We start from the raw sequence: 20,239 nt of genomic DNA, 5'->3' as shown, positions 1-20,239 counted from the left end.
ACTTGCGGGCAGAAAGATGATTTGGAATCAAAGGACTAGACCATACTATGTGCGTTCGTATGAACGCACTGCGGTCTAGAACAGCATCTCGCCGGTCGAGAGCTTTCGGAGCGCGGTCGCGATATTGGCGACAAGGGCTCCCTTCTTCGGACCGCGGTCCGGGTAGCGGGTCATGTTGTCGCCGTTGTGCATGAACACGTAGCCGCCGCGCCCGTCGACGGTCGGATACTGCCAGATCCAGTCGGCCGGTTTCGGATCGGTCTCGGGTCCGACGTCGGTCAACCAGATGGCGCCCGGCGGCGGATCGCTCCAGCCGCGCGCATATTGCCCGAAGATGCCCTCCCAGCCGTCAAAACCCTCGCCGAGATCGGAAAAGATCTGGAACCGGTCGTCGCGCACGCGCACGCGGATGTTCGAAAAGGGACGGGGAACGACCGCGTGGAACGGCGCCATGAACGGCAGCCACGGCTGGCAGGGCTCGGCGCAGATGATCAGGTTGCCGCCCCGTTCCAGAAACGCGACGAGATCGTCGCTTCGGCTTTTCAGGAAGAACTCGTCGTGGCTGCTTGGGATGTAGAGCGTGTCGGTGCGGGAAAGCAGATCGGGCCCAAGCTCATAAAGCGGCGCGAATGCCGTTTGAAAGCCGGCCAGCTGAAGGCTCGCTTCGATCCACTCCGGATGCCATTCCGACGGCACGTGCGAGCATTGCAGGTAGGTGAAGCGGTTGCGTGCCGGCCGCTCGATGCCGAGTTCGCGGTTGAGCCAGGGATAGAAGGAGCGCAAAAAGCGCGTCGTCGCCGGCATGAAGCGCTGGCCGTTGTGCGAATGCGGGTCGAGCGTTGCAAGCAGCAGCCGGCCGCCATTCTTCAGGGCGGGAAAATCGAGAAAAAGGCTCCCGCGCCCCCCGTCGATCTCGACGATCGAGCGGGCGCCGTCCGGAACGTTATAGGAGCCGCCCCAATGCCAGCTCATATGCGACAGCGGCATGCTTTCGCTGATCGGGTGGTGCGGTGTGGAAAGGCTGATTTCCAGCCTCTCGCCCTTCGTCCACCACAGCCAGTCGCGGCAGTTTCCAGGGGTCCACTCAAGGCCCGGGACGTCCAGCCATTGGGCGTGCCCCTGCAGGAAGACGACGAGAAAACCGCCGCCATTCAGGTAGCTGTTCAACTGCTGCGCATAGGGAAGCACGACAGCTGCATCCATCGCGTCCGGCATGACGACGGCGGCAAAGGGCGTAAGATCGATCTTGGGCAGGTCGTGGATATAGATCAGGTCGTCGATGAAGTGGCGGAAATCCTGGAAGCTTCTGAGCTGCCAGCTGTTGCCCCAGTGGATGTAGGCAATGCGCTTTTGCGGGTTGATTTCGTCAGCCATTGAAGCGACCTCCATCGTGACGAAACACCGGGGCAAAGGTGTGCTTCGACAGACCCTCGAAGTCCGCTCGCGCGATCGGCAGATCGTAGAGGGCCGACAGGTTGTCGGCGCTCAGCGCTTCCGTCGTCGGTCCGCAGACATAGTCGGTGCCGCTCAGCATCAGCAGGGCGTCGCTGGCGATTTCGACGGCATGCTGCGGCATGTGGGTGGAAAACACGATCGTCATGTCATGTTCGTCCCTGAGGTGCTCAAGCAGGCCGAGCACCTTGTCCTGGTTCTTGTAGTCAAGGGCGGCGCAGGGCTCATCGAGCACCAGCAGTTCGCATTCGGATGCCAGCGCCTGGGCGATCATCACCAGTTGCCGCTGGCCGCCACTGAGCGCATTGAAGGCTTGCCGTTCGAAATGTCCGATGCCGAGCAGGTGGAAGAAGTGCCGCACGATCTCGTAGTCCTTCCGCCCCGGCGCACCGAAGAGGCCGAGATGGCGCGCCCTGCCCATCAGGGCGATATCGAGGGCCGAATAGGCGAAGGGAACCTCGAAGAGCTGCGGCACGAAACCGACGGGACCGCCGATCGACAGCCTTCCCGATTTCGGCTTCAGGATGCCGATCAGCGTGTTGATCAGCGTCGTCTTGCCAACGCCGTTGGCGCCGAGCACCGCAAGGATGCGAGCACGTTCCAGCCGCAGGCTGTAGCTCTGAAGGATGGTCCTGCCGCCGCGCTCGATGGTCAGGTCGCTTGCCTCAATCACCGGACCAGCCTCCCTTTGCATGCAGGCGCCGCAAGATGATAGCAAACACCGGTACGCCGATGAGCGCCGTGATGATGCCGAGCGGGATTTCTGCCGTTGTGACCGTGCGCGCCAGGTTGTCGACCAGAAGCAGATAGATCGCGCCAAGCACGCCTGAGACCGGCAAGAGACGCTGGTGATCGGCGCCGACAAGCGCCCGGGCAACATGCGGGATGACGAGCCCGACCCAGCCGATGATGCCCGATGTCGCGACAACGCCGGCTGAAATCAGCGCCGAGGCGACGAGAACGATCCATTGCACTAGCACGACGCGCGCGCCGAGCGCCCGGGCCTTTTCCTCGCCGAGCGACAGAATGTTGATCTGGAAGCGCAGGAGAAAGATCGCGATCGCCGAGGGCACGACGGCCACGGCGAGCAGCAGGACGTCGAGATAGTTGCTGGAAGCGATGCTGCCCATCAGCCAGTAGGTGATGGCCGGGAGCTTCTGAAAGGGGTCGGCAAGCAGCTTGGCGATGGAGATGGCGGCGGAGAAGAAGGCTGAAATCACCACCCCTGCGAGCACCAGCGTCAGCATGCTGGTGCGCCCGCGCACCGTCGACAAAAGCTTGACGAGAAAGACGCTGCCGATGCCGAAAAGGAAGGCCATCGTCAGGAGCAGATAGCCCTGCAAGCCCAAGAGGATCGCCAGCGTGCCGCCGAAGCCCGCACCGGACGTGACGCCGATGATGCCGGGGTCGACAAGCGGATTGCGGAAGAGCCCCTGCAACGCGGCGCCGGACATGGAAAGGCCGAAACCGATGACGATTGCGGCCAGGATCCGCGGCACGCGGACCTGCTCGACCACCACCTCCTGCACCGGATCCCAGTAGGGAACAACGACCGGATGAATGTTGTCGATGAGGATATAGGTGACATCAGCGACGGACAGATCGTAGCGTCCGATCGTCACCGAATAGAGCGTTGCAGCGACGAGAAGACAGAGGAGCGCGGGCAGGACGAAGCCGGAGCCGAGCTTCCGCCCGGCCCCCGTTGCCGTCCTGTCGTCGTCGGCCGTGGCCTTAGCGGAAGAGCTCGGCATACTTGTTCGCCGGCGCGTTGCTTTCGGTCTCAAGGATCGCGTTGACCTGATCGGCGGTCAGTTCGGCGCCGTAGATCAGTTTGTAGGTGGCTGCGATCTGCTTCTGGAATTCCGGTGCGAAACCGGCGCCATGGGCGATGGCGGCGAGCCATTCCGATGTCAGGTAGATCTCCGGCGCATCGGGCGTGCGGGCGAAGACCGGCTGCTTGTAGACGCGCTTCTCCTTGACGGCCTTGAGGCTCGCAAGGACCGGATTGTCGAAGAAGGCCTTGGGGTCGAGATCGGTGGCATAGGCGGGGATGATGATGATGTCGGGGTTCCAGACGAGAAGCTGCTCGAAATCGATGGTTCGCCACCATTCGCCCGATTTGTCGGCCGCCGGATTGGTGACGCCGCTCAGCGACAGATCCTGCGAGCCGTTGGCGATGACCTGAATCTGGTCGGCCACCTTGTCGATGTGGAGCACGGTCGGGAGCGCCGCCTTGTCGAGCTTGGCGACCTTTTCGTCGAGCGACTTCAAGGTGTCCGACTGCGCCTTCAGGATCGCCTGGGCGCGATCGTTGCGGCCGGTCATGTAGCCGCTGAGCGTTACGTAGTCGAGGCGGTCCTGTTCCGAGCAGCATTGCCATCCGACGACGGTCAGCCCGACGCGCTCCAGCGGCTCGATCAGCTTTTCGTCGTGGGTCCACTGGATGACGGCATCCGGCTTTTCGGCGAGGATCGCCTCGACGTTCGGCACGAAACCGTCCTGGGCGGCGCTGGCGCTGATCTTGGCCATCTCCGGCAGCATCTCGGCATAGATGCCCTTGGTGAAATAGCGCGTCAGCGAATCCTTGTTCATGCCGACGATGTTTTTCGCCTTCTCATCGACGGCGCGATAGATGATCGGCGCCGAGCGGACGATGGTGACGACCCGCTCCGGCGGCTTGGCGAAGGTGATCGTCTTGCCGCGGTGATCGAGGAACGAGGTTTCCGCGCGCGCAGCTGGTGCGACGATCGAAAGGGACAGCGCCAATGCAATTGAGGTCCCGAGGCGGCTCGACATAGATCACTCCTTTGACCGGCCATGCGACCGGTCCGGGTGCGCCTATGGCCATGAAAATATCATGAGTTCTCTAGTCAACTTAATGCGGCCTGTCCAGCATGCGTTTGGGCTAATCTACGGATCGGTCGGGGCCGCGACGTCGGCCAGTTCTAAGCCCCGACCGGCCCGTTGCCCTGACCGCCGAGGAGCCAGGCAATGTTGACCTGCAGGATGCCGGCCATCATGTCGAGGCGGTTGGACCTCGGCTCGGCCCGGTCGTTCTCCCAGCTGGTCCAGGTCTCCTCGGTCACGCCGGCGATCGCCGAGATCTGCCCGACCGAAAGCCCGATGGCGTCGCGGGCAAGCGAGATGCGGCCACCGATCGTGTCGTCGGTGCTATCGGCGAGGGCGCGCGGTGCAAGTGTGTCATTCAACATGTCGATGGTCCTTTGTCGAAAGAAAGACGCCCGCAATGCAAGGTGCGAGCGTTGATCGGCGGCGAGCGGCCGCCTTCAGCCGGCATCCTTGGCAAGCCACGCCCGGACCTGGTCCGGATGATCGGCGATGTACTGGTCGACGGCTTTTTCGTAGGACGTCTTTTGCGCGTTGAACATCGCCGCCTCGAGATCGGCGATCGGCAGTTTCATGCGCGACAGGAAGGCGGCGACCTCGGGATTGTCCTGCTCGAAATCTTTGCGGGCGAGCACGTTCACCTGTTCGGCCTTGCCGAGCGCGTTTTTCGGGTCGGCGATGTAGCGCAGCTCGTATTTGCCGAACATCCAGTGCGGGCTCCAGGCGGTGGCGACAAACCACTCCTCCTTGCGCATGGCCCGGTCGACGGTCGTCAGCATGCCGGCTTCGCTGGAGATCTGCAGCTTGTAGCCGTCGAGCGCGTAGTCCTTGACCGCCTGCTCCGACAGCCGCGTCAGGCCGGCGCCCGGATCGATGCCCTGGATACGGCCCTTGAGCTTGTCCTTCACCTCGTCCTTGTTGAGGTCCTCGATCGAGGCGATGGCGTCTTCCGGGACGTATTTCGGCACCACCCAGCCAAGCCTCGCGCCGTCATAGACGGTGCCGAGCGTCGTCACCTTTTCCTTCACCTTGGCGAAGTAGTCGGCATGGGTTTCGGGCAGCCAGGCCATCATCATTGCGTCGAGGTCGCCACGGCTCACACCCTGGTAGAGCGGTGCTATATCCGTCTGGACCAGCTCGACCTCATGGCCAAGTTCGTCGGTGATGAGTTTTGCGGCGAGCTTGGTGACGAATTCCGCGTCGGACCAGGCGGCCCAGCCAATCTTCACCGGCTGCTTCTCGTCTGCCGCGGCCGAGCCGCAGGCGCCGATGGCGATGCCGGCCGCGACTGTCATGGTAACAATGGTCTTGAACATGATTGCTCCTCTTTTGAAGGTTCGGCGACGCGGGGCCGCCCTGTCGGTGGGGGAGGCCATCAGGCCGTGACGGGTGCTGCTTCCGGCTGTCGCGCCGGTCGGCGCATGAGGAAGCCGAACGGATTGCTGCGCTCCTTGCCGAAGCTCTGGGTGATGCGGTCGAGAATGACGGCGAGAATGACGACCGCGAGACCGCCCTCGAAGCCGGTGCCGACGTCGAGACGCTGGATGCCGGTGAGCACCGTGTTGCCGATGCCGCCAGCCCCGATCATGGAGGCGATCACGACCATGGAGAGGGAGAGCATGATCGTCTGGTTGATGCCGGCCATGATCGAGGGCAGGGCGTTCGGAAGCTGGACCTTCATCAGCAGCTGCCAGGCGGTGCAGCCAAAGGCGTTGCCCGCCTCGATGAATTCGACGTGCACCTGGCGGATGCCGAGATTGGTGAGACGCACCACGGGCGGCATGGCGAAGATGACCGTCGCGATCGTTCCAGGCACGGCGCCGAGGCCGAAGAACATCGCCGCCGGGATGAGGTAGACGAAGGCGGGCATGGTCTGCATGAGATCGAGCACGGGGCGCACGAAGGCGGCGACCCGACTGTTGCGCGCCATGGCGATGCCGAGCGGCAGGCCGACCAGCATGGCGACAAGTGTCGATGCGATGACCAGCGACAGCGTTTCCATCATCGCGGACCAGAGGCCCATGTGGTCGACCAGCATCAGCGACAGCGCCGTGAAGACGGCAAAGCCGAAGCCGATGCGCCATAGCGACAGAAGCACGAAGATCGCAAGACCGGCGGCCAAGGGCATGGCGAGCAGTGCCGTCTGGATCAGGTCGGTGACCGTGCCGATGGCCGCGGCGATCAGATCAAGCAGTGGAGCGAAATTGTCGAGGATGTAATTGACGGCGCTGTCGACGCCGTCACCGATATCGAATGTCATGGTGGGTCTCCGGGCAGGCGGGATCAGGCGGAGCGATCGAGCGTTTCGAGAAGCGCGGATTTGCTGATCGTGCCGAGGTAGCGGTTGGCCTCGTCGGTGACGGGCATGGGAAAGGCGCTGGCTGCGACCTTGCCAAGCACGTTGGAGAGGCTTTCCGATGCGGCGATCGGCTCGATGCCTGGCAGGAAGGCGCGCCGGTAGGGATCGGCGCCGCCGTCACGGGTGGTTGCGATCAGCGACGCGCGGCTGACCATGCCGTGATAGGTCTTGTCGCGACCGAGAATGATGGCGACATCGCGATCAGAGTGTTCCATGCGCTCGAGCGCTGCTGCTGCCGAAACGCCCTGACGCTCGATGATCGTGACCTGGGTCTTGCGGGCGACATCGCCGGCGCGGAAAACCTGCGACACGTCGACGTTGCGGAAGAACGACCGCACATAGTCGTTTTCGGGCCTGAGAACGATTTCGTCGGGGGTGCCGACCTGCACGACCTCGCCGTTCTGCATGATGCAGATGCGGTCGCCGATGCGCATCGCTTCGTCGAGATCGTGGCTGACGAAGACGATGGTGCGGCTGTGTTCGGCCTGAAGGCGGACCAGCTCGTCCTGCATTTCCATGCGGATGAGCGGGTCGAGGGCGGAAAAGGCTTCGTCCATCAGCAGCACGGAGGGTTCGGCCGCCAATGCCCGGGCAAGGCCGACACGCTGCTTCATGCCGCCGGATAGCTGGTCGGGGCGGCTGTCGTCGTAGCCGTCGAGGCCGACGGCGCGAAGCGCGGTGCGCGCGCGGGTCTTGCGCTCGGCCTCGCCGACGCCCGAGACTTCGAGGCCGAAGGCGGCGTTGTCGATGACGCTGCGGTTGGGCAGAAGCGCGAAGGACTGGAAGACCATGCTGATGTCGCGGCGGCGAAGGGCGATGAGCTCGCTGCGCGGCAGACGGGCGACGTCTTTCCCGTCGATCTCGATCGCGCCGGAAGTGGGTTCGATCAAGCGGTTGAGCAGGCGCAGCATGGTCGACTTGCCGGAACCCGAAAGCCCCATGATGACGAAGATCTCGCCGGCGCGAATGTCGAAGCTCGCATTGTTGACGCCGATGGTGCAGCCCGTCTCGGCGTGGATCTCCGCCTTGGTCCTGCCGGCTTTCAGAAGGCTCAGCGCCTCGTCCGGCCGCTCGCCAAATACCTTGTAGACGTTCTTGATACTGATCTTGACCGGTTGCTCGTTCGTCGAGGGGTCGCTCTCAGTTTGAAATGCCATATGTCTTGGGCCCGGCTCCGGAAGTCGGGCACTCTCCTTTGTTGCTTGGGGGCTGACGAAGGATCAGCGAAACGGACACGCACCGCCGGAAAGGCGTTGCGCGAATACGACATCATGTCGCTTGATGGATATCTTCTGGCACATTGATGCCGCAATGTCCACATTGCGAGAATAAAAAACTATTGTTAGGCCATTTACGCCGCAAGAATTGGAATTCTTTCGCGTGTCTGGAGGCATTGATCAAACGCGCCGTGCCAGGTCTCTTCGTCCCGGGAAATCTGGCTGAACGAAAAACGCGCCCGCCGGTGGGCGAGCGCGCATCGGGCGGGGCTGCGCGATTACTTCTTCAGCTTGCCGTAGTCGAATTTCGGTGCCTTGGAGAGGTCGTCCTTGTTGGTGTCCACATAGGCTTTCCAGGTGCCGTTGTCGTCGGCAAGGGCAAGGGAGGCCGGGTCGATGACGACGTAGCTCTCGCCGAGGCCGAGGAAGCCGCCGACACTGGCGATGATGCCGATCACTGACTTGCCGTCGCCGATAACGACGTCGGAAATCTCGCCGACCGTCTCGTTCTGCTTGTTGTAGATATCGACGCCGACGAGCTGCGAGTTGACGAGGTCGGTGTCCTTGATCTCCACGTATTTCAGCGGCATTGTCGCGGCCGTCCCCATCGTGATGCCCGGCCCGACCAGCATCGCGTCGGCGCCGCTGGCTGCGGGCTCCTGGGCGAACGCGGCGCTGGAAACAAGGGCTACGGAAAGCGCGGCAACGGTCACATACTTCATGCAAATCTCCTATCGAAGTCTTGCCACGCGCAGGTCTGCCGTGGCGGACCCTAAACGGAGCGCGCGCCAGATAGTTCCAACGAATCAGAGATATAAGCAGACGCTGCCGGACGCTACGTTTCGCGATGAAACAGGGGCAGCACCTCGGAGCCAAGCTCGGCGACGACGTCCCTTAAGCTGCGGGCCGGCGCGGACAGGCCGAAGGAAACATGATGCGTGCCGCCGTCGCGCATGCCCTTCAAGAGATCGACAAGGCCGCGCCGGCCGACGCGGTAGCCGAGCGGGATGACGGTTGCCGGCTCGTCCGGATCGGCGCTCAAGTCGAGCTTCACCGTGACGCCGAAGGCGCGGAAGGCGCCTGCGGCATCGCGGGTGACCGCATCCCTCCACATGGCGTAACGCGCCTTCTGGGCGTCCGGCTCGCGGTGATAGGTCATCCAGCCGAGCGCATGGCGGGCAATCCAGTTGACGCTCTGGCTGCCGGAGCCGACGGCGACCAGCGGGATGTCGGACCGGATCGCCGGCAGGAGCAGGAACTCCGGCGCGTCCGGCGCCGCAAGGTCGGGTACGATGTGGGATGGATGCCCGAGAGCGGCGGAGACAATCTCCCAATTGCGCTGGAACAGATCGCGCCGCGCGTCGGTGTTCTTGCCGAACGCCGCATATTCGGCAGGCCGGTCTCCGGATCCGAGGCCGAGAACCAGCCGTCCCTCGGAGAGGGCGTCGATCGAGGCGGCAGCCTTGGCGATGTGGAGCGGGTGGCGCAGCGTGAGCACGATTGCGCCGGTTGCGAGCGCAATCCGTTCCGTCTGGGTTGCGAGCGCGCCGAGCAGCGCCCATGGGTCGAGGTGCCCGACAGGGTCCGGGTAGTCAGCACTGTTGAGCGGCACATCGCGGACCCAAAGCGCTCGAAAGCCGAGCCTGTCGGCAAGTCCGGCGAGTTCGAGTTGTTCACGAACATCGATCACCGTTTGTCCTTGCTTCAATAGGGGAAGCGAAAGACCGATCGAAAGCGCACCCTCGCGAAACACGCGGCGTGCCATGTCGACGCTCTGGTGATCGTTGCCTGCCATTCCTGTTCTCCGCCTGCATTTTCTGCCTGCCGGGAGATGTGGGGGCAGGAAAGCCTCGGTGAAAGCCCAGCCTGCGAAACTTGGACGCTAGAGGCCTAGCTTTCGATCAGGCCGTCGAAAACTTCGAGCATGGCCTCACTGATGGCCTTTCCGAGCGCTGCGGCGGTCTCAGTCAGCGCCTGCTCGTCCATGTCACGGGCGGCAACCGCAAAGGCGGCACCTTCGATGGTCATGATTTCCTGCGCCCGCGCGATCGCCCAGAGGGCGAAGTCGCTGCGGCCATTGATTTCGACGGTCTCGTCCACGGTCTTGATGCCTTTTCCTGTCTTCCTGGAGCGGGTGTCTTATAGCGGAACCGGCCGCAGCGATATCCTGAAGTTCCACGGTCGCCGGCCCGGGTTCGGTTGGGCGCCCGAAGGGCTTGTTCCGACTGCGCGCCGCACTGTAGGGTCGCCGTCCAAGCATGCTTCGAGGTATCACATGGTCAGTATTCCGGTCGTCAAGGTCAGGGTTTCGGCATCCGCCGATCCGTGTCACAGGGGTACCCTCTCGATCGGCGACTGGACCGTCCCGTGCGTCGTCGGGCGCGCCGGCCTTGTGCCGGCGAACCTGAAGCGGGAGGGCGATGGGCGAACGCCGATCGGTGTTTTCCCCTTGCGCTACGGCTTTTTCGATCCGGTCGCCAGGCCGGATTTCCCGCGGGACCTCGCTTTTCCCTTCGTGCCTGCATCCGCCGACATGATCTGGGAGGAGGCGGGACCGCACTACAACCGGCTTGTTTATGCCGAGGACGGCGAGCGCACCGACGACAGGCTGACGCGCAAGCGCGCGGAGCCGTTGTTCGACGTCGTCGTGCCGATCGGTTTCAACGACGCGGTTGCACGCGTCAACGGCGGCAGCGCCCTGTTCATCCACGCAGCCAGGGCCGATCTTGCAGGAACCGCCGGCTGCGTGGCGGTGGCCGCCGCCGACGTCATGAGCCTGATGCGGCATCTCCGGCCCGGCATGCTGATCGACATCGATTTCGAGCCGCGTTCCGCCGCGGCTGATACTGAGGATGACGGAGACCCGATTGAGGTGGTGCGTTTCTGCGGGCTGGAACGCGGACCCAAGCTCATCGTCACCGGCGCTGTCCATGGCAACGAGACCTGCGGCCCGGATGCGATCTGGAAAGTGATACGCGCCTGCCGGACGGGGGAGCTGTCGGTGCGCCGCGGCGAGGTCACCTTCGTCCCCGTGGTCAATGGCAAGGCCTATCGGCAGGGAACGCGCGAGGGCGACCGCAACCTCAACCGCGATCTGCGCGAGGCGCCGGTCGTGCTCAACTACGAGGACCGGGTCGCCAACGTGCTCTGCCCGCTCTTGCGCCAGCACGACGTCCTGCTCGACATCCATTCCTATCGCTCAGCAGGCGAGCCCTTCGTGTTTCTCGGGCCGGAGAACAACACGGGCACGGCCCAGCCTTTCGCCCGCGCCGAAGAGGAGGAGAGCCTTGCCGTCAGGCTCGGGCCGCAACTGATCATGCACGGTTGGCTCGATGCCTATGCGAAGTCCGTTGCCGAACAGGCGCGGCACGGCGGAACCGGAGGTGCGTTGTCGCATGCCGTCGGCACGACGGAATACATGCGCGCCTGCGGTGGCTACGGGCTCACCCTGGAGTGCGGCCAGCATCAGGATCCGGATGCGGCCGACGTTGCCTATCAGGCGATCGTTAGGACCCTTGCGCATCTCGGCATCATCGACGCGCCGGCGCCGGAAGCCGTTTTGCCGAGGGTCATTCATCTGGCCGACGTCGTTCTTTGCCTGTCGGCGGGAGACCGGCTTGAGAAAACCTGGCGCACGGGCGACCCGGTCATGTCAGGAGAGATCATCGCACGCCGGGCCTCCGGCGAGATCATCGCCGCGCCGCGGGAAGGGTTCGTCATCTTTCCCGATGCCGCGGCCGAACCGCTCAAGGAGCTGTTCTATTTCGGCGTCGCCAGCGACCGTTTCGCCGATCATTGAGAGGGAAATGGCGGAGGGGAGTGGGGGTCGAACCCACCCGGGACAGGCTCGCTGCCCCAACCGGATTTGAAGTCCGGCCGTCCCACCGGAGACGATTCCCTTCCTCAGCGCTGAAACAGATCGCTGCGATGCGGATTTATGCGACGCAAGTCTCCACGGCGCAAGGTCAGGCCGAGCCGATCGAAGAAATCGAGGATTTCGATTGCGACCTTGCGGCCGTTTTGGACGCGGTCGCGAAAGGCGGGTGCGGTGAACCAGCCATCATCGGCCTCCGCCGCCACGGCGATCACGATATCGGCCATGTCCTCGACGACCGAACGGGCGAAGAAGTGGTCGTGGGCGATCTCGTGCACCTGACCGAGCTTTTGGGCGAGTTTCATGACGCGCCTGACGTCACGTTCCTCGGCGTCAAGCAGGGGCACGAGATCACGTACGCGCGGCGGCCGGAAGCGGCTGTCGTCAACGAGCAGCGGTTGGATGCGTTGCCAGAGGCTCTCGTCGGCAGCCGTCAGCCGCACCGCGTGTCCCGGCAGCCGCAGGAAGGCGCCGTCGAACACGATCTGTCCGTCAGCCGCTTCCGTCTTGAGGACGGAAAGGAAGGCATTTTTCGGCAGGCGCGGCTTGAGCAGAAGCCGCAATCTCTCGCGGCCGAGGCCGGCGAGATCGGGGTTCTCGGTGTGAAAGTCGGCGAGGGTCGCAACGAGGCTCGCGCGCAGCCCGGACAGGGTTGCCGTCGAGAGGGCGTGGTCGGCGACGATCACGGCGCCTGCGGCGGAAACCAGCTCAGAGCGCCTGTCTTCGCCAAGGCCGCGATCGCGCAGGAAAGCGTCAAGGTCGATCGGGCCGAGGTCAGTCAGGGCCGCAAGCGCCGCCACGGGGTTCTCGGTGCTGGAGGCGGCGAGGAAGGCAAGACGCTCGGGTGTTCCCCGTTTGCGCGCCGGCGGTCGAAGGTCGAGAAACCGGCCGCCGCCGACCGTGCGGCTGGCGGACGTATCGCGCAGAATGAAGCGGTCGCCGATGGAGGCGGCGATGGGACGGTCGAGGACCAGTTGCACCAGCCCTTCTGTGCCTGGATCGACAGCACCGGACAGCGGCACGATCCGCGCGCCGACCTCGGTCGCGTGGCTGTGAAGCCGCACCGGAAACCAGGTGCCGACAGGCTTTGCTTCCGAGGCGAGAACGCGGAGCATTGCGTCGATCCGGTCCGTCGGCGCGTGCAGCGCGGGGGCAAGCACCATGTCGCCACGGTGGATCGCGTCTTTCGTGACCCGTTCGCCGACAAGGTTCAGCGCGCAGCGCTGGCCGGCAAATCCTGTGGTTGCTTTCCGGTTCTGTGCGTGAATGCCTCGCACGCGGGCGATGAGGCCGGACGGGCTGACAGTGACGATATCGTCGAGGCGCACGCGTCCGCCAAGCACCATGCCGGTCACGACAGTACCGGCGCCTGAAAGCGTGAAACTGCGATCGACGGCAAAGCACAAGAGGCCACCATCGTTGCGGGCGGCCGTTTCGGTTTCGGCGCTTGTCAGTGCCGCACGCAGGTCTTCGATGCCTTCACCGGTAAGCGCCGAGACGGCAATGATCGGCGCGTGCGCGAGACCGGTGCCGGCGAGAGCCGCACGGATCTGCGCGGTCACCTCGTCGCGGCGCTCGGGGCCAGCGAGATCGGCCTTGGTCAGCGCGACGACGCCCCTGTCGATGCCGAGCAGGTCAAGGATCGCCAGGTGCTCGCGCGTCTGCGGCATGATGCCGTCGTCGGCAGCCACGACCAGCAGAGCAAGATCGATGCCGCCGGCGCCGGCAAGCATGGTGTGGATCAGCCGCTCGTGACCGGGCACGTCGACGAAGCCGGTGATCGCGCCCTGGCCGAGATCAGCATAGGCAAAACCAAGGTCGATGGTGATGCCGCGGGCTTTTTCCTCGGCAAGACGATCGGCATCCGTGCCGGTCAAGGCCTTTACGAGCGCCGTCTTGCCGTGGTCGATATGCCCCGCGGTTCCGACGATCATAGGGCCGTCAGAGCCTTAATGAGTGCTGCGTCGCTGTCGAGGCAACGTAGGTCGAGGATCAGCGCCCCATCGCGGATATGGCCGACCACCGGCGAGGGCAGGCGGCGAAGGCGCGTTGAGAGCCGCTCCGGCGCCTCACCGCCTTCCCCCGTCAGCCGCAATCCGGCGCTCGGGATGGTGTCGACCGGCAGCGCGCCGGAACCCACCTGGCTCTGACAGGCACAGGGTACCGCCGAATAGCCGTGCGGTTGGAGGAGCTTATCGACCAGAGGGGCGAGACGGGCCGCCTGGGCGGCGATTTCCGGTTCCGGGCGGGCGAGAAAACGCAGCGTCGGCAGCCGCTCCTTCAACCGGTCGGGATCGCGGTAGAGCCTGAGCGTCGCTTCCAGCGCGGCGATGCGGATCTTGTCGAGGCGCACCGCACGTTTCAGCGGGTTGCGGTTGATGGCGGCAATCAGATCACGGCGGCCGACGATGAAGCCTGCCTGCGGGCCGCCGAGCAGCTTGTCGCCCGAAAACGTCACGAGATCTGCGCCCTCGGCGATCGCTTCCGCGACGGTCGGTTCGCGCCTTAGGCCGAAGGCGGCGAGATCGACGAGGGAGCCGGACCCGAGGTCGTTCAGAAGCGGCACGCCGGCCTTGCCGGCGATTTCCGCCAGCCTGGATGCTGACACCTCGGCGGTAAAGCCCTCGATCCGGTAGTTGGAGGTGTGAACCTTGAGGATCACGCCGGTCTGAGGTCCGATCGCGGCTTCGTAGTCGCGCGGATGGGTGCGGTTGGTGGTGCCGACCTCCAGAAGCTTCGCGCCGGCGCGGGCCATGATATCGGGCATGCGGAACGCGCCGCCGATCTCGATCAGCTCACCGCGCGAAACGATCGCGTCACGGCCGTCAGAAAGCGTGTTGAGCGCGATCAGCACCGCCGCGGCATTGTTGTTGACGATCGTCGCATCTTCGGCGCCGGTCAATTCGCGCAGGAGGCCGCGCAGGTGGTCGTCGCGTTGGCCGCGTCCGCCACCGTCGAGATCGAACTCCAGCGCCAGCGGGTGGGCCATGGCGGCGGAGGCGGCCCGCACTGCGTCCTCGGCCAGAATGGCGCGGCCGAGATTGGTGTGCAGCACGGTTCCCGTCAGGTTGAGGAGCGGACGAAGGGCGCCCCGGGCGGCTGCGTCGAGTTCCGCCGCGACCCGGCGCGGCAGGTCGGCAGCGAGCCCTGCTGCATCTTCGCCTGCGCGGATTTTTTCGCGGGCGATCTCAAGTCCGGCGCGAATGGCGGTGACGGTGGCAAGGCGGCCATGCTGGTCCGTCAGCGCCAGCCCCTCTGGCGAGGTCAGCACCTGGTCGACAGATGGAAGGAGGCGGAATTCCTGCATCAATAGCCCACAAGGAAAGGGTTGAAGCCGCCACGCTGGAATTCGGTCTCCTTCATCAGGATGTCGAGCCCGAGACTGCCGACATCGTCGGCGATCGGGTCGAGGCTCGGGTTCTTTACCTGGTAGAGGATCTTCACCCAGGATTGACACTGCCGGCACGTTTCGGCCTTCACCGTTGCCTCGCTCACTTCGACCGAACGATAGCTGACGCCCTTGGTCGAACCGCAGCAGAGGCACTTCACCCGCACCTCGTTCCACTGCGTGCTGCAGCAGGCGCAAGCGGCGTAGCGAACGTTCTCGATCCCTTGTGTGCCCATTACCGAGGACGTGGCCGGCCGGCCGCCGCAGGCGGGACAGAGACCGAGGCTGACCGGAACGAGCGATTGCGCATCGAGCGTTGCGGCCAGTCGCGCCAGGTGCACCTGGACTGCGGCCGCGGCGAAGAGATGCGGTGCCGCACTGTCGGCCGGAACTTGATCGGAGAGGATATTGGCAAGCAGCCAGCGCCGATCGTCCTCGCCGGCCGCGCGCACGGCATCGAGCGCCAGCCGGGCTGGCTCGGGCATCGCGATGTCGGCTGCCCCTTCAACAACCGCCTCGAGCGTTGCGACGAGCGCTGCGTCCTCGGCAAGGCTTGCCCGGTCTATGGGCGGCATCGTCGCTCGCGCCGCCTCGGCGATGCGGCTCGCTGGCACTGCGGTCACGGCTGGAAGCGTTGCCGCCAGACGCGCCTGAAGTTTGGAGAGCGCCGCAAGGAACGTCAGGTAGGGCGCAAGCGAATTGTTCTCGGCCAGAAAGGCGAAGCGACGGGCGCGCGCCTGAAACAGTCGGATCGGCTCTGGCAGAAGGGCCAGCGGCGGTGTCGGCACGCCACCGATGAGGGAGGGATCGGGTTGCAGGTCTTCGGCCATCGCATCTCCGGCAATCCGGCCGGAAGCCGGGTCATGCGCTTAACGAGAACACCATGCGCGTGTATGAACGCACAAAGCACGCTCCAAGCGGTCATTTTGACGGGTCCGAGCCCTGACGTCCAGCCAGTTCACGCAACCATTTGCGATGATGGCGGAAGGCCCAGCCGCCGGTGACGGTCCCGCGTGTCATCGCCCGGATCGTGCCGCGCGTCCAGATCGCCGCATAGACATGGACGATGAAGATCAGGATGGTGAAGAGGGCCGCCAGCGAATGCACGGCGACCGCGATGCGGCGCACGGGGATGGAGACGAGGTGCGGGAAGTACTGTTCCCAGATCATGATGCCGGTGGTGACAAGCAGCAGGATCAGCGCCGACATGCCCCAGAAGACCACCTTCTGGCCGGCATTGTACTTGCCGAGTTCGGGCAGGCTTTCCTCGTTGCCTTGTAGCAGGTCGCCGATCTTGCGGCTCCACTCCACATCTTCGCGGCGCGGCAGGTTGAGCTTCCACATCTGCGCAAAGAGCAGCAGGAAGCTTGCGACCAGGACGACACCGACGATCGGATGCAGCCAACGCGTCGTCTGCCCGCCGCCGAAGAGAGCGGTCAGGAAAAACAGCGACGGGTGGAAGAAGGAGAGGCCGGAGATCAGGAGCACGATCATGCAGGCGGCGGTGACCCAATGGTTGAGGCGCGTGTAGCCGCGGTACCGGTTGACGGTGACCGGGTGTGTCGTCTCGATCTTGTCGCCGGGGGCCGAATAGACGCGTTCGTCAGTCATCACGCCTCCCTGTCGCCGCGTATCGGCTTGCGGTCGTCGACGAGTTCCTCGGCCTCGCCCTCCTCATGCGCGGTGACCTCGTTCGGGCGGGCGAAAATGCCGTGGAGCATCGCACCGGCGGCAGCCAGGCCCGCCACCGCAAGACCCACGGTCTTTGCCGGACCCTTCCAGCCCTTGACCACCGGCGAGATCTTCGGATCGTCCGGCAATCCCGCATAGAGCGAGGGGGTGTCGGCATGGTGCAAGACGTACATCACATGCGTGCCGCCGACGCCCTGCGGATCATAGAGGCCGGCATTGTCGTAGCCACGCGACTTCAGATCCTCGACCCGCTCATGGGCAAGCTCGACCATATCCTCCTTGGTGCCGAAGGAGATCGCCTTGGTCGGGCACGCCTTGGCGCAGGCCGGCCCCTGGCCGACAGCCACGCGGTCCGAACAGAGCGTGCATTTCTTCGACACATGGGCGGTCTTGGAGATGCGCGGGATGTTGAAGGGACAGCCGGCGATGCAATAGCCGCAGCCGATACAGTTGTCGGAAATGAAATCGACGATGCCGTTGGAGTATTGCACGATCGCGCCGGGAGCCGGGCAGGCCTTCAGGCAGCCCGGATCGGCACAATGCATGCAGCCATCCTTGCGGATCAGCCATTCGAGCTCGTTGGTTTTTGGGTTCTCGTATTCGGTGAACCGCATCAGCGTGAACATGTCCGGCGTCAGATCGTGCGGGTTTTCGTAGACCCCGACATTTTCCTCCAGGTCCGGATGGGTGTCATTCCATTCGATGCAGGCCGATTGGCAGGCCTTGCAGCCGATGCATTTCGAAACGTCGATCAGCTTGGCGACTTGCGTGAGCTGCCTGTCGGGCGTCGGAACGTCGCTCGTTGCCGAAACCTTGATGACGTCGCTCGGCAGCAGGTTCGACGCCAGCGGCTGCAGCGGCGGGTTGGCGGCGGCGGTGACCGGTTCCGGTGCGCGTTCGCTCATGCCGTGGCTCCTTCTTCCGGGGCCGGTTCGATGTTGACCAGGAAGGCCTTGAACTCCGGCGTGTCGATATTGGCGTCGCCGACGAAGGGGGTCAGGCTGTTGGGCCCGAAGCCCTTGCGGGCCGCACCCATGAAGCCCCAGTGCAAGGGAATGCCGACCACATGGACCGGCTTGCCGTTGCAGATCAGCGGCCGGATGCGCTTCGTCACCACCGCTTTCGCCCAGACCTCGCCGCGCGCGCTCCACACCCGTACCCGACCGCCCTTGGTTATGCCCCGCTCGGCTGCCAGTTCCTCGCTGATTTCCACGAAGAATTCCGGTTGCAGCACGGCGTTCACGCGGCTGTGCTTGGTCCAGAAGTGGAAATGCTCGGTGAGGCGATAGGAGGTTGCAACGAAGGGGTAGTCGCTGCTCGTGCCCAGCTGTTTAAGGTCTCCGGGGAAGATGCGGGCGACGGGATTGCCGCGGAGCTTGGCGTTGAACGGATTCTCGACCGGGCTTTCGAAGGGCTCCATGTGGGTGGGGAACGGCCCGTCCCGCATCAGCTTGCGGGCAAAGAGCCGGGCGGTGCCCTCCGGCGTCATGATGAACGGCATCACGGTCTCGGGCTTTGCCGTCACCGCGATGTCGGGAACGTCAAAGCCGGCCCAACGCTCGCCGTTCCATTCGATGAGTTTGCGCGCCGGATCCCACGGCTTGCCCTCGAGATCGCAGGAGGCGCGGTTGTAGAGGATGCGCCGGTTTGCCGGCCAGGCGAAGGTCCATTTGAGGAAGGTGCCGACGTCACCCGGATCGCTGTTGTCGCGCCGGGCCATCATGTTGCCTTCCTCCGTCCAGGAGCCGGCATAGATCCAGCAGCCGGACATGGTGGACCCGTCGTCGCGAAGGACGCCGAAGTTGGGTACGAGCTTGCCCGCCTCGACCAGCACCTTCGTCGGATCGGTGGGATCGTAGAGGGTCTGCAACGCCCGTCCGTTCATCTCCTGGGCAAGCTCGGCGGGTTCCGGCTCGTATGGGTCCTTGTAATCCCAGGCAAGGTTCAGGATCGGCTCGGGACAGACCCCGCCTTCCTTCAGATAGAGGTCGCGCACCCGCAGGAAGATGTTTGCGAGGATCCAGGTGTCGTGCTTGGCATCGCCCGGCGGCGTCGAGCCCGGCCAGTGCCATTGCAGCCACCGGCCCGAATTGACGGTGGCGCCTTCGTCCTCGGCAAAACAGGTCGCCGGGAGTTGCAGCACCTCCGTCATGATCTTTGAGGGATCGACGTCGTTGTAGATGCCGTGGTTTTCCCAGAAATGCGCCGTCTCGGTCTGAAGCGGGTCGATGGTCACAAGCAGCTTCAGCTTCGACAGCCCCTCCGTCAGCTTCTTCCGGTTGGGGAAGGAAAGCAGCGGGTTGAAGCCCTGGCAGAAGTAGAGGTTGACCTCCCCACGGCTCATCATGTCGAACATCCGGAGGATGTCGTAATAGGGCACGTCGAGCTTCGGCAGCCAGTCGAAGCCCCAGTCGTTTTCCTTGGTGGCGGCGCTGCCCCACATGGCCTTCAGGAAACTCACCATGAATCTGGGCGTGTTCTGCCAGTAGCTGGTCTGGCCGGGAACGAGCGGCTTGTTGCCGCGCGTCGACATGTAGGTCGCGAAGTCCGTCTCCTTTTCCGTCGCCAGATTCATGTAACCCGGCAGCGAGTTGGAAAGCAGGCCGATGTCGGTCAACCCCTGGATGTTGGAGTGGCCGCGCAGCGCGTTGACGCCGCCGCCGGGCAGGCCGACATTGCCGAGGATCAATTGCAGCATCGCCATGCCGCGGATGTTCTGGGCACCTTTCGAATGCTGCGTCCAGCCGAGCGCGTAGAGCGAGGTCATCACCTTGTCGCGGGCGGACGTCGCACCGATTATCTCGCAGATCTTCAGGTAGCGGTCTTTCGGCGTGCCGCAGATGTTTTCCACGAACTCCGGCGTGTAGGCCGCGACGTGCTGCTTCAAGAGGTTCCAGACACAGCGCGGGTCGGAGAGTGTCGGATCGGTTTTCACCGTTCCGTCCTCGTTCAGCTGGTATTCCCAGGCGCTGCGGTCGTAGTCACGCTTCTCCTCGTCATAGCCGTTGAAGAGGCCATCGGCCCAGCCGAACTCCGGGTTCACCAGGTAGGTGGCGTTGGTGTAGTTCTTCACATAGTCCCACTGCACCTTGTCGTTCTCGATGCAGTAGCGGATCGCGCCCATCAGGAAGGCGATGTCCGAGCCGGGTCGGATCGGGGCGTAGACGTCGGCGACCGATGCGGTGCGGTTGAAGCGCGGATCGACGACGATCAGCCGGGCGCCACGATGGTGCTTGGCTTCCGTCACCCATTTGAAGCCGCAGGGATGGGCTTCCGCCGCGTTGCCACCCATGACGATGACGAGGTCGGTGTTCTTGATGTCGGTCCAGGCGTTCGTCATTGCGCCGCGGCCAAATGTTGGAGCCAAACTGGCTACCGTGGGGCCGTGTCAGACGCGTGCCTGGTTGTCG

General features: G+C 64.3%; 18 protein-coding genes and 1 tRNA gene. 1 reads left to right on the top strand and 18 read right to left on the bottom strand.

The annotated features are described in order from the left end of the window. Nucleotides 1-75: 75 nt before the first annotated feature. The 11 genes from VGO12_RS29085 to VGO12_RS29035 all read right to left on the bottom strand — a co-directional run bounded on the left by VGO12_RS29085 (nucleotide 76) and on the right by VGO12_RS29035 (nucleotide 9,975). Nucleotides 76-1,374: a hypothetical protein gene (locus tag VGO12_RS29085; RefSeq protein ID WP_327516209.1), complete on the bottom strand. Its 1,299-nt coding sequence runs from the start codon at nucleotides 1,372-1,374 to the stop codon at nucleotides 76-78. Next, nucleotides 1,367-2,125, bottom strand: a complete 759-nt coding sequence (locus VGO12_RS29080; RefSeq protein ID WP_327516208.1) for an ABC transporter ATP-binding protein — start codon at nucleotides 2,123-2,125, stop codon at nucleotides 1,367-1,369. Before VGO12_RS29080 ends, VGO12_RS29085 begins: the two co-directional genes overlap by 8 nt. After that, complete coding sequence (locus VGO12_RS29075) at nucleotides 2,118-3,203, bottom strand: iron ABC transporter permease (RefSeq protein WP_327516207.1); 1,086 nt, start codon at nucleotides 3,201-3,203, stop codon at nucleotides 2,118-2,120. Before VGO12_RS29075 ends, VGO12_RS29080 begins: the two co-directional genes overlap by 8 nt. Then, nucleotides 3,184-4,248: an ABC transporter substrate-binding protein gene (locus tag VGO12_RS29070; RefSeq protein ID WP_327516206.1), complete on the bottom strand. Its 1,065-nt coding sequence runs from the start codon at nucleotides 4,246-4,248 to the stop codon at nucleotides 3,184-3,186. The genes VGO12_RS29075 and VGO12_RS29070 overlap by 20 nt, the downstream gene beginning before the upstream one ends. Nucleotides 4,249-4,397: 149 nt before the next feature. After that, entirely contained in the window at nucleotides 4,398-4,664 is a 267-nt protein-coding gene (locus VGO12_RS29065; RefSeq protein WP_327516205.1) for a helix-turn-helix transcriptional regulator, read from the bottom strand. Nucleotides 4,665-4,739: 75 nt separating this feature from the next. Next, nucleotides 4,740-5,615, bottom strand: a complete 876-nt coding sequence (locus VGO12_RS29060) for a glycine betaine ABC transporter substrate-binding protein (protein WP_327516204.1) — start codon at nucleotides 5,613-5,615, stop codon at nucleotides 4,740-4,742. 59 nt (nucleotides 5,616-5,674) lie between these two features. Continuing rightward, nucleotides 5,675-6,559 carry a proline/glycine betaine ABC transporter permease gene (locus VGO12_RS29055; protein ID WP_327516203.1) on the bottom strand — a complete coding sequence of 295 codons (885 nt, stop codon included), beginning with the start codon at nucleotides 6,557-6,559 and terminating at the stop codon, nucleotides 5,675-5,677. 23 nt (nucleotides 6,560-6,582) lie between these two features. Continuing rightward, nucleotides 6,583-7,815 (bottom strand): glycine betaine/L-proline ABC transporter ATP-binding protein ProV, encoded by a 1,233-nt coding sequence (gene proV / locus VGO12_RS29050; protein ID WP_327516202.1) that lies wholly within the window; start codon nucleotides 7,813-7,815, stop codon nucleotides 6,583-6,585. 338 nt (nucleotides 7,816-8,153) lie between these two features. Next, nucleotides 8,154-8,597, bottom strand: coding sequence for a PRC-barrel domain-containing protein (locus tag VGO12_RS29045; protein ID WP_327516201.1), 444 nt, complete (start codon nucleotides 8,595-8,597; stop codon nucleotides 8,154-8,156). A 113-nt stretch (nucleotides 8,598-8,710) separates the two neighbouring features. Further along, complete coding sequence (locus tag VGO12_RS29040; RefSeq protein WP_327516200.1) at nucleotides 8,711-9,670, bottom strand: TIGR03571 family LLM class oxidoreductase; 960 nt, start codon at nucleotides 9,668-9,670, stop codon at nucleotides 8,711-8,713. A gap of 95 nt (nucleotides 9,671-9,765) precedes the next feature. Further along, the gene (locus tag VGO12_RS29035; RefSeq protein WP_327516199.1) at nucleotides 9,766-9,975 is read right to left on the bottom strand and encodes a hypothetical protein; all 210 of its coding nucleotides are present in this window, start codon (nucleotides 9,973-9,975) and stop codon (nucleotides 9,766-9,768) included. Nucleotides 9,976-10,150: 175 nt separating this feature from the next. Here VGO12_RS29035 and VGO12_RS29030 point away from each other — a divergent pair, with 175 nt between their 5' ends. Next, nucleotides 10,151-11,674, top strand: coding sequence for a L,D-transpeptidase family protein (locus VGO12_RS29030; protein ID WP_327516198.1), 1,524 nt, complete (start codon nucleotides 10,151-10,153; stop codon nucleotides 11,672-11,674). 8 nt (nucleotides 11,675-11,682) lie between these two features. Here the strand turns inward: VGO12_RS29030 and VGO12_RS29025 are convergent. From VGO12_RS29025 to fdnG, 7 genes are all read right to left on the bottom strand, one after another. Then, nucleotides 11,683-11,778: transfer RNA gene (locus tag VGO12_RS29025), tRNA-Sec, on the bottom strand. Further along, nucleotides 11,779-13,683: a selenocysteine-specific translation elongation factor gene (gene selB / locus VGO12_RS29020; RefSeq protein ID WP_327516197.1), complete on the bottom strand. Its 1,905-nt coding sequence runs from the start codon at nucleotides 13,681-13,683 to the stop codon at nucleotides 11,779-11,781. Continuing rightward, a complete protein-coding gene (gene selA, locus VGO12_RS29015; protein WP_327516196.1) occupies nucleotides 13,680-15,056 on the bottom strand; it encodes an L-seryl-tRNA(Sec) selenium transferase in 1,377 nt (458 codons plus the stop codon). The genes selB and selA overlap by 4 nt, the downstream gene beginning before the upstream one ends. After that, entirely contained in the window at nucleotides 15,056-15,967 is a 912-nt protein-coding gene (fdhE, locus tag VGO12_RS29010) for a formate dehydrogenase accessory protein FdhE (RefSeq protein ID WP_327516195.1), read from the bottom strand. Before fdhE ends, selA begins: the two co-directional genes overlap by 1 nt. A gap of 91 nt (nucleotides 15,968-16,058) precedes the next feature. Beyond that, nucleotides 16,059-16,748, bottom strand: a complete 690-nt coding sequence (locus VGO12_RS29005) for a formate dehydrogenase subunit gamma (protein ID WP_327516194.1) — start codon at nucleotides 16,746-16,748, stop codon at nucleotides 16,059-16,061. Continuing rightward, nucleotides 16,748-17,734 carry a formate dehydrogenase subunit beta gene (gene fdxH / locus VGO12_RS29000; protein WP_327516193.1) on the bottom strand — a complete coding sequence of 329 codons (987 nt, stop codon included), beginning with the start codon at nucleotides 17,732-17,734 and terminating at the stop codon, nucleotides 16,748-16,750. The genes VGO12_RS29005 and fdxH overlap by 1 nt, the downstream gene beginning before the upstream one ends. Continuing rightward, nucleotides 17,731-20,239: formate dehydrogenase-N subunit alpha (fdnG, locus tag VGO12_RS28995; RefSeq protein ID WP_327516192.1), on the bottom strand; the 2,509-nt coding region annotated here is incomplete at its 5' end. The genes fdnG and fdxH, both read right to left, overlap by 4 nt.

Origin of the sequence: Ensifer sp., from assembly GCF_035999135.1 — a bacterium.
Lineage (GTDB): Bacteria > Pseudomonadota > Alphaproteobacteria > Rhizobiales > Rhizobiaceae > Ensifer.
Note: the sequence above shows the minus strand (reverse complement) of the source record. Positions and strands in the feature narration are given on the sequence as shown.

What these genes read in the sequence shown, in the direction of transcription:
- VGO12_RS29045 (WP_327516201.1), bottom strand. Translation starts at nt 8,597, where the DNA reads ATGAAGTATGTGACCGTTGCCGCGCTTTCCGTAGCCCTTGTTTCCAGC.
- VGO12_RS29055 (WP_327516203.1), bottom strand. Translation starts at nt 6,559, where the DNA reads ATGACATTCGATATCGGTGACGGCGTCGACAGCGCCGTCAATTACATC.
- VGO12_RS29030 (WP_327516198.1), top strand. Translation starts at nt 10,151, where the DNA reads ATGGTCAGTATTCCGGTCGTCAAGGTCAGGGTTTCGGCATCCGCCGAT.
- proV (WP_327516202.1), bottom strand. Translation starts at nt 7,815, where the DNA reads ATGGCATTTCAAACTGAGAGCGACCCCTCGACGAACGAGCAACCGGTC.
- VGO12_RS29005 (WP_327516194.1), bottom strand. Translation starts at nt 16,748, where the DNA reads ATGACTGACGAACGCGTCTATTCGGCCCCCGGCGACAAGATCGAGACG.
- VGO12_RS29085 (WP_327516209.1), bottom strand. Translation starts at nt 1,374, where the DNA reads ATGGCTGACGAAATCAACCCGCAAAAGCGCATTGCCTACATCCACTGG.
- VGO12_RS29040 (WP_327516200.1), bottom strand. Translation starts at nt 9,670, where the DNA reads ATGGCAGGCAACGATCACCAGAGCGTCGACATGGCACGCCGCGTGTTT.
- fdxH (WP_327516193.1), bottom strand. Translation starts at nt 17,734, where the DNA reads ATGAGCGAACGCGCACCGGAACCGGTCACCGCCGCCGCCAACCCGCCG.
- selA (WP_327516196.1), bottom strand. Translation starts at nt 15,056, where the DNA reads ATGCAGGAATTCCGCCTCCTTCCATCTGTCGACCAGGTGCTGACCTCG.
- VGO12_RS29075 (WP_327516207.1), bottom strand. Translation starts at nt 3,203, where the DNA reads ATGCCGAGCTCTTCCGCTAAGGCCACGGCCGACGACGACAGGACGGCA.
- VGO12_RS29070 (WP_327516206.1), bottom strand. Translation starts at nt 4,248, where the DNA reads ATGTCGAGCCGCCTCGGGACCTCAATTGCATTGGCGCTGTCCCTTTCG.
- VGO12_RS29065 (WP_327516205.1), bottom strand. Translation starts at nt 4,664, where the DNA reads ATGTTGAATGACACACTTGCACCGCGCGCCCTCGCCGATAGCACCGAC.
- fdhE (WP_327516195.1), bottom strand. Translation starts at nt 15,967, where the DNA reads ATGGCCGAAGACCTGCAACCCGATCCCTCCCTCATCGGTGGCGTGCCG.
- VGO12_RS29060 (WP_327516204.1), bottom strand. Translation starts at nt 5,615, where the DNA reads ATGTTCAAGACCATTGTTACCATGACAGTCGCGGCCGGCATCGCCATC.
- selB (WP_327516197.1), bottom strand. Translation starts at nt 13,683, where the DNA reads ATGATCGTCGGAACCGCGGGGCATATCGACCACGGCAAGACGGCGCTC.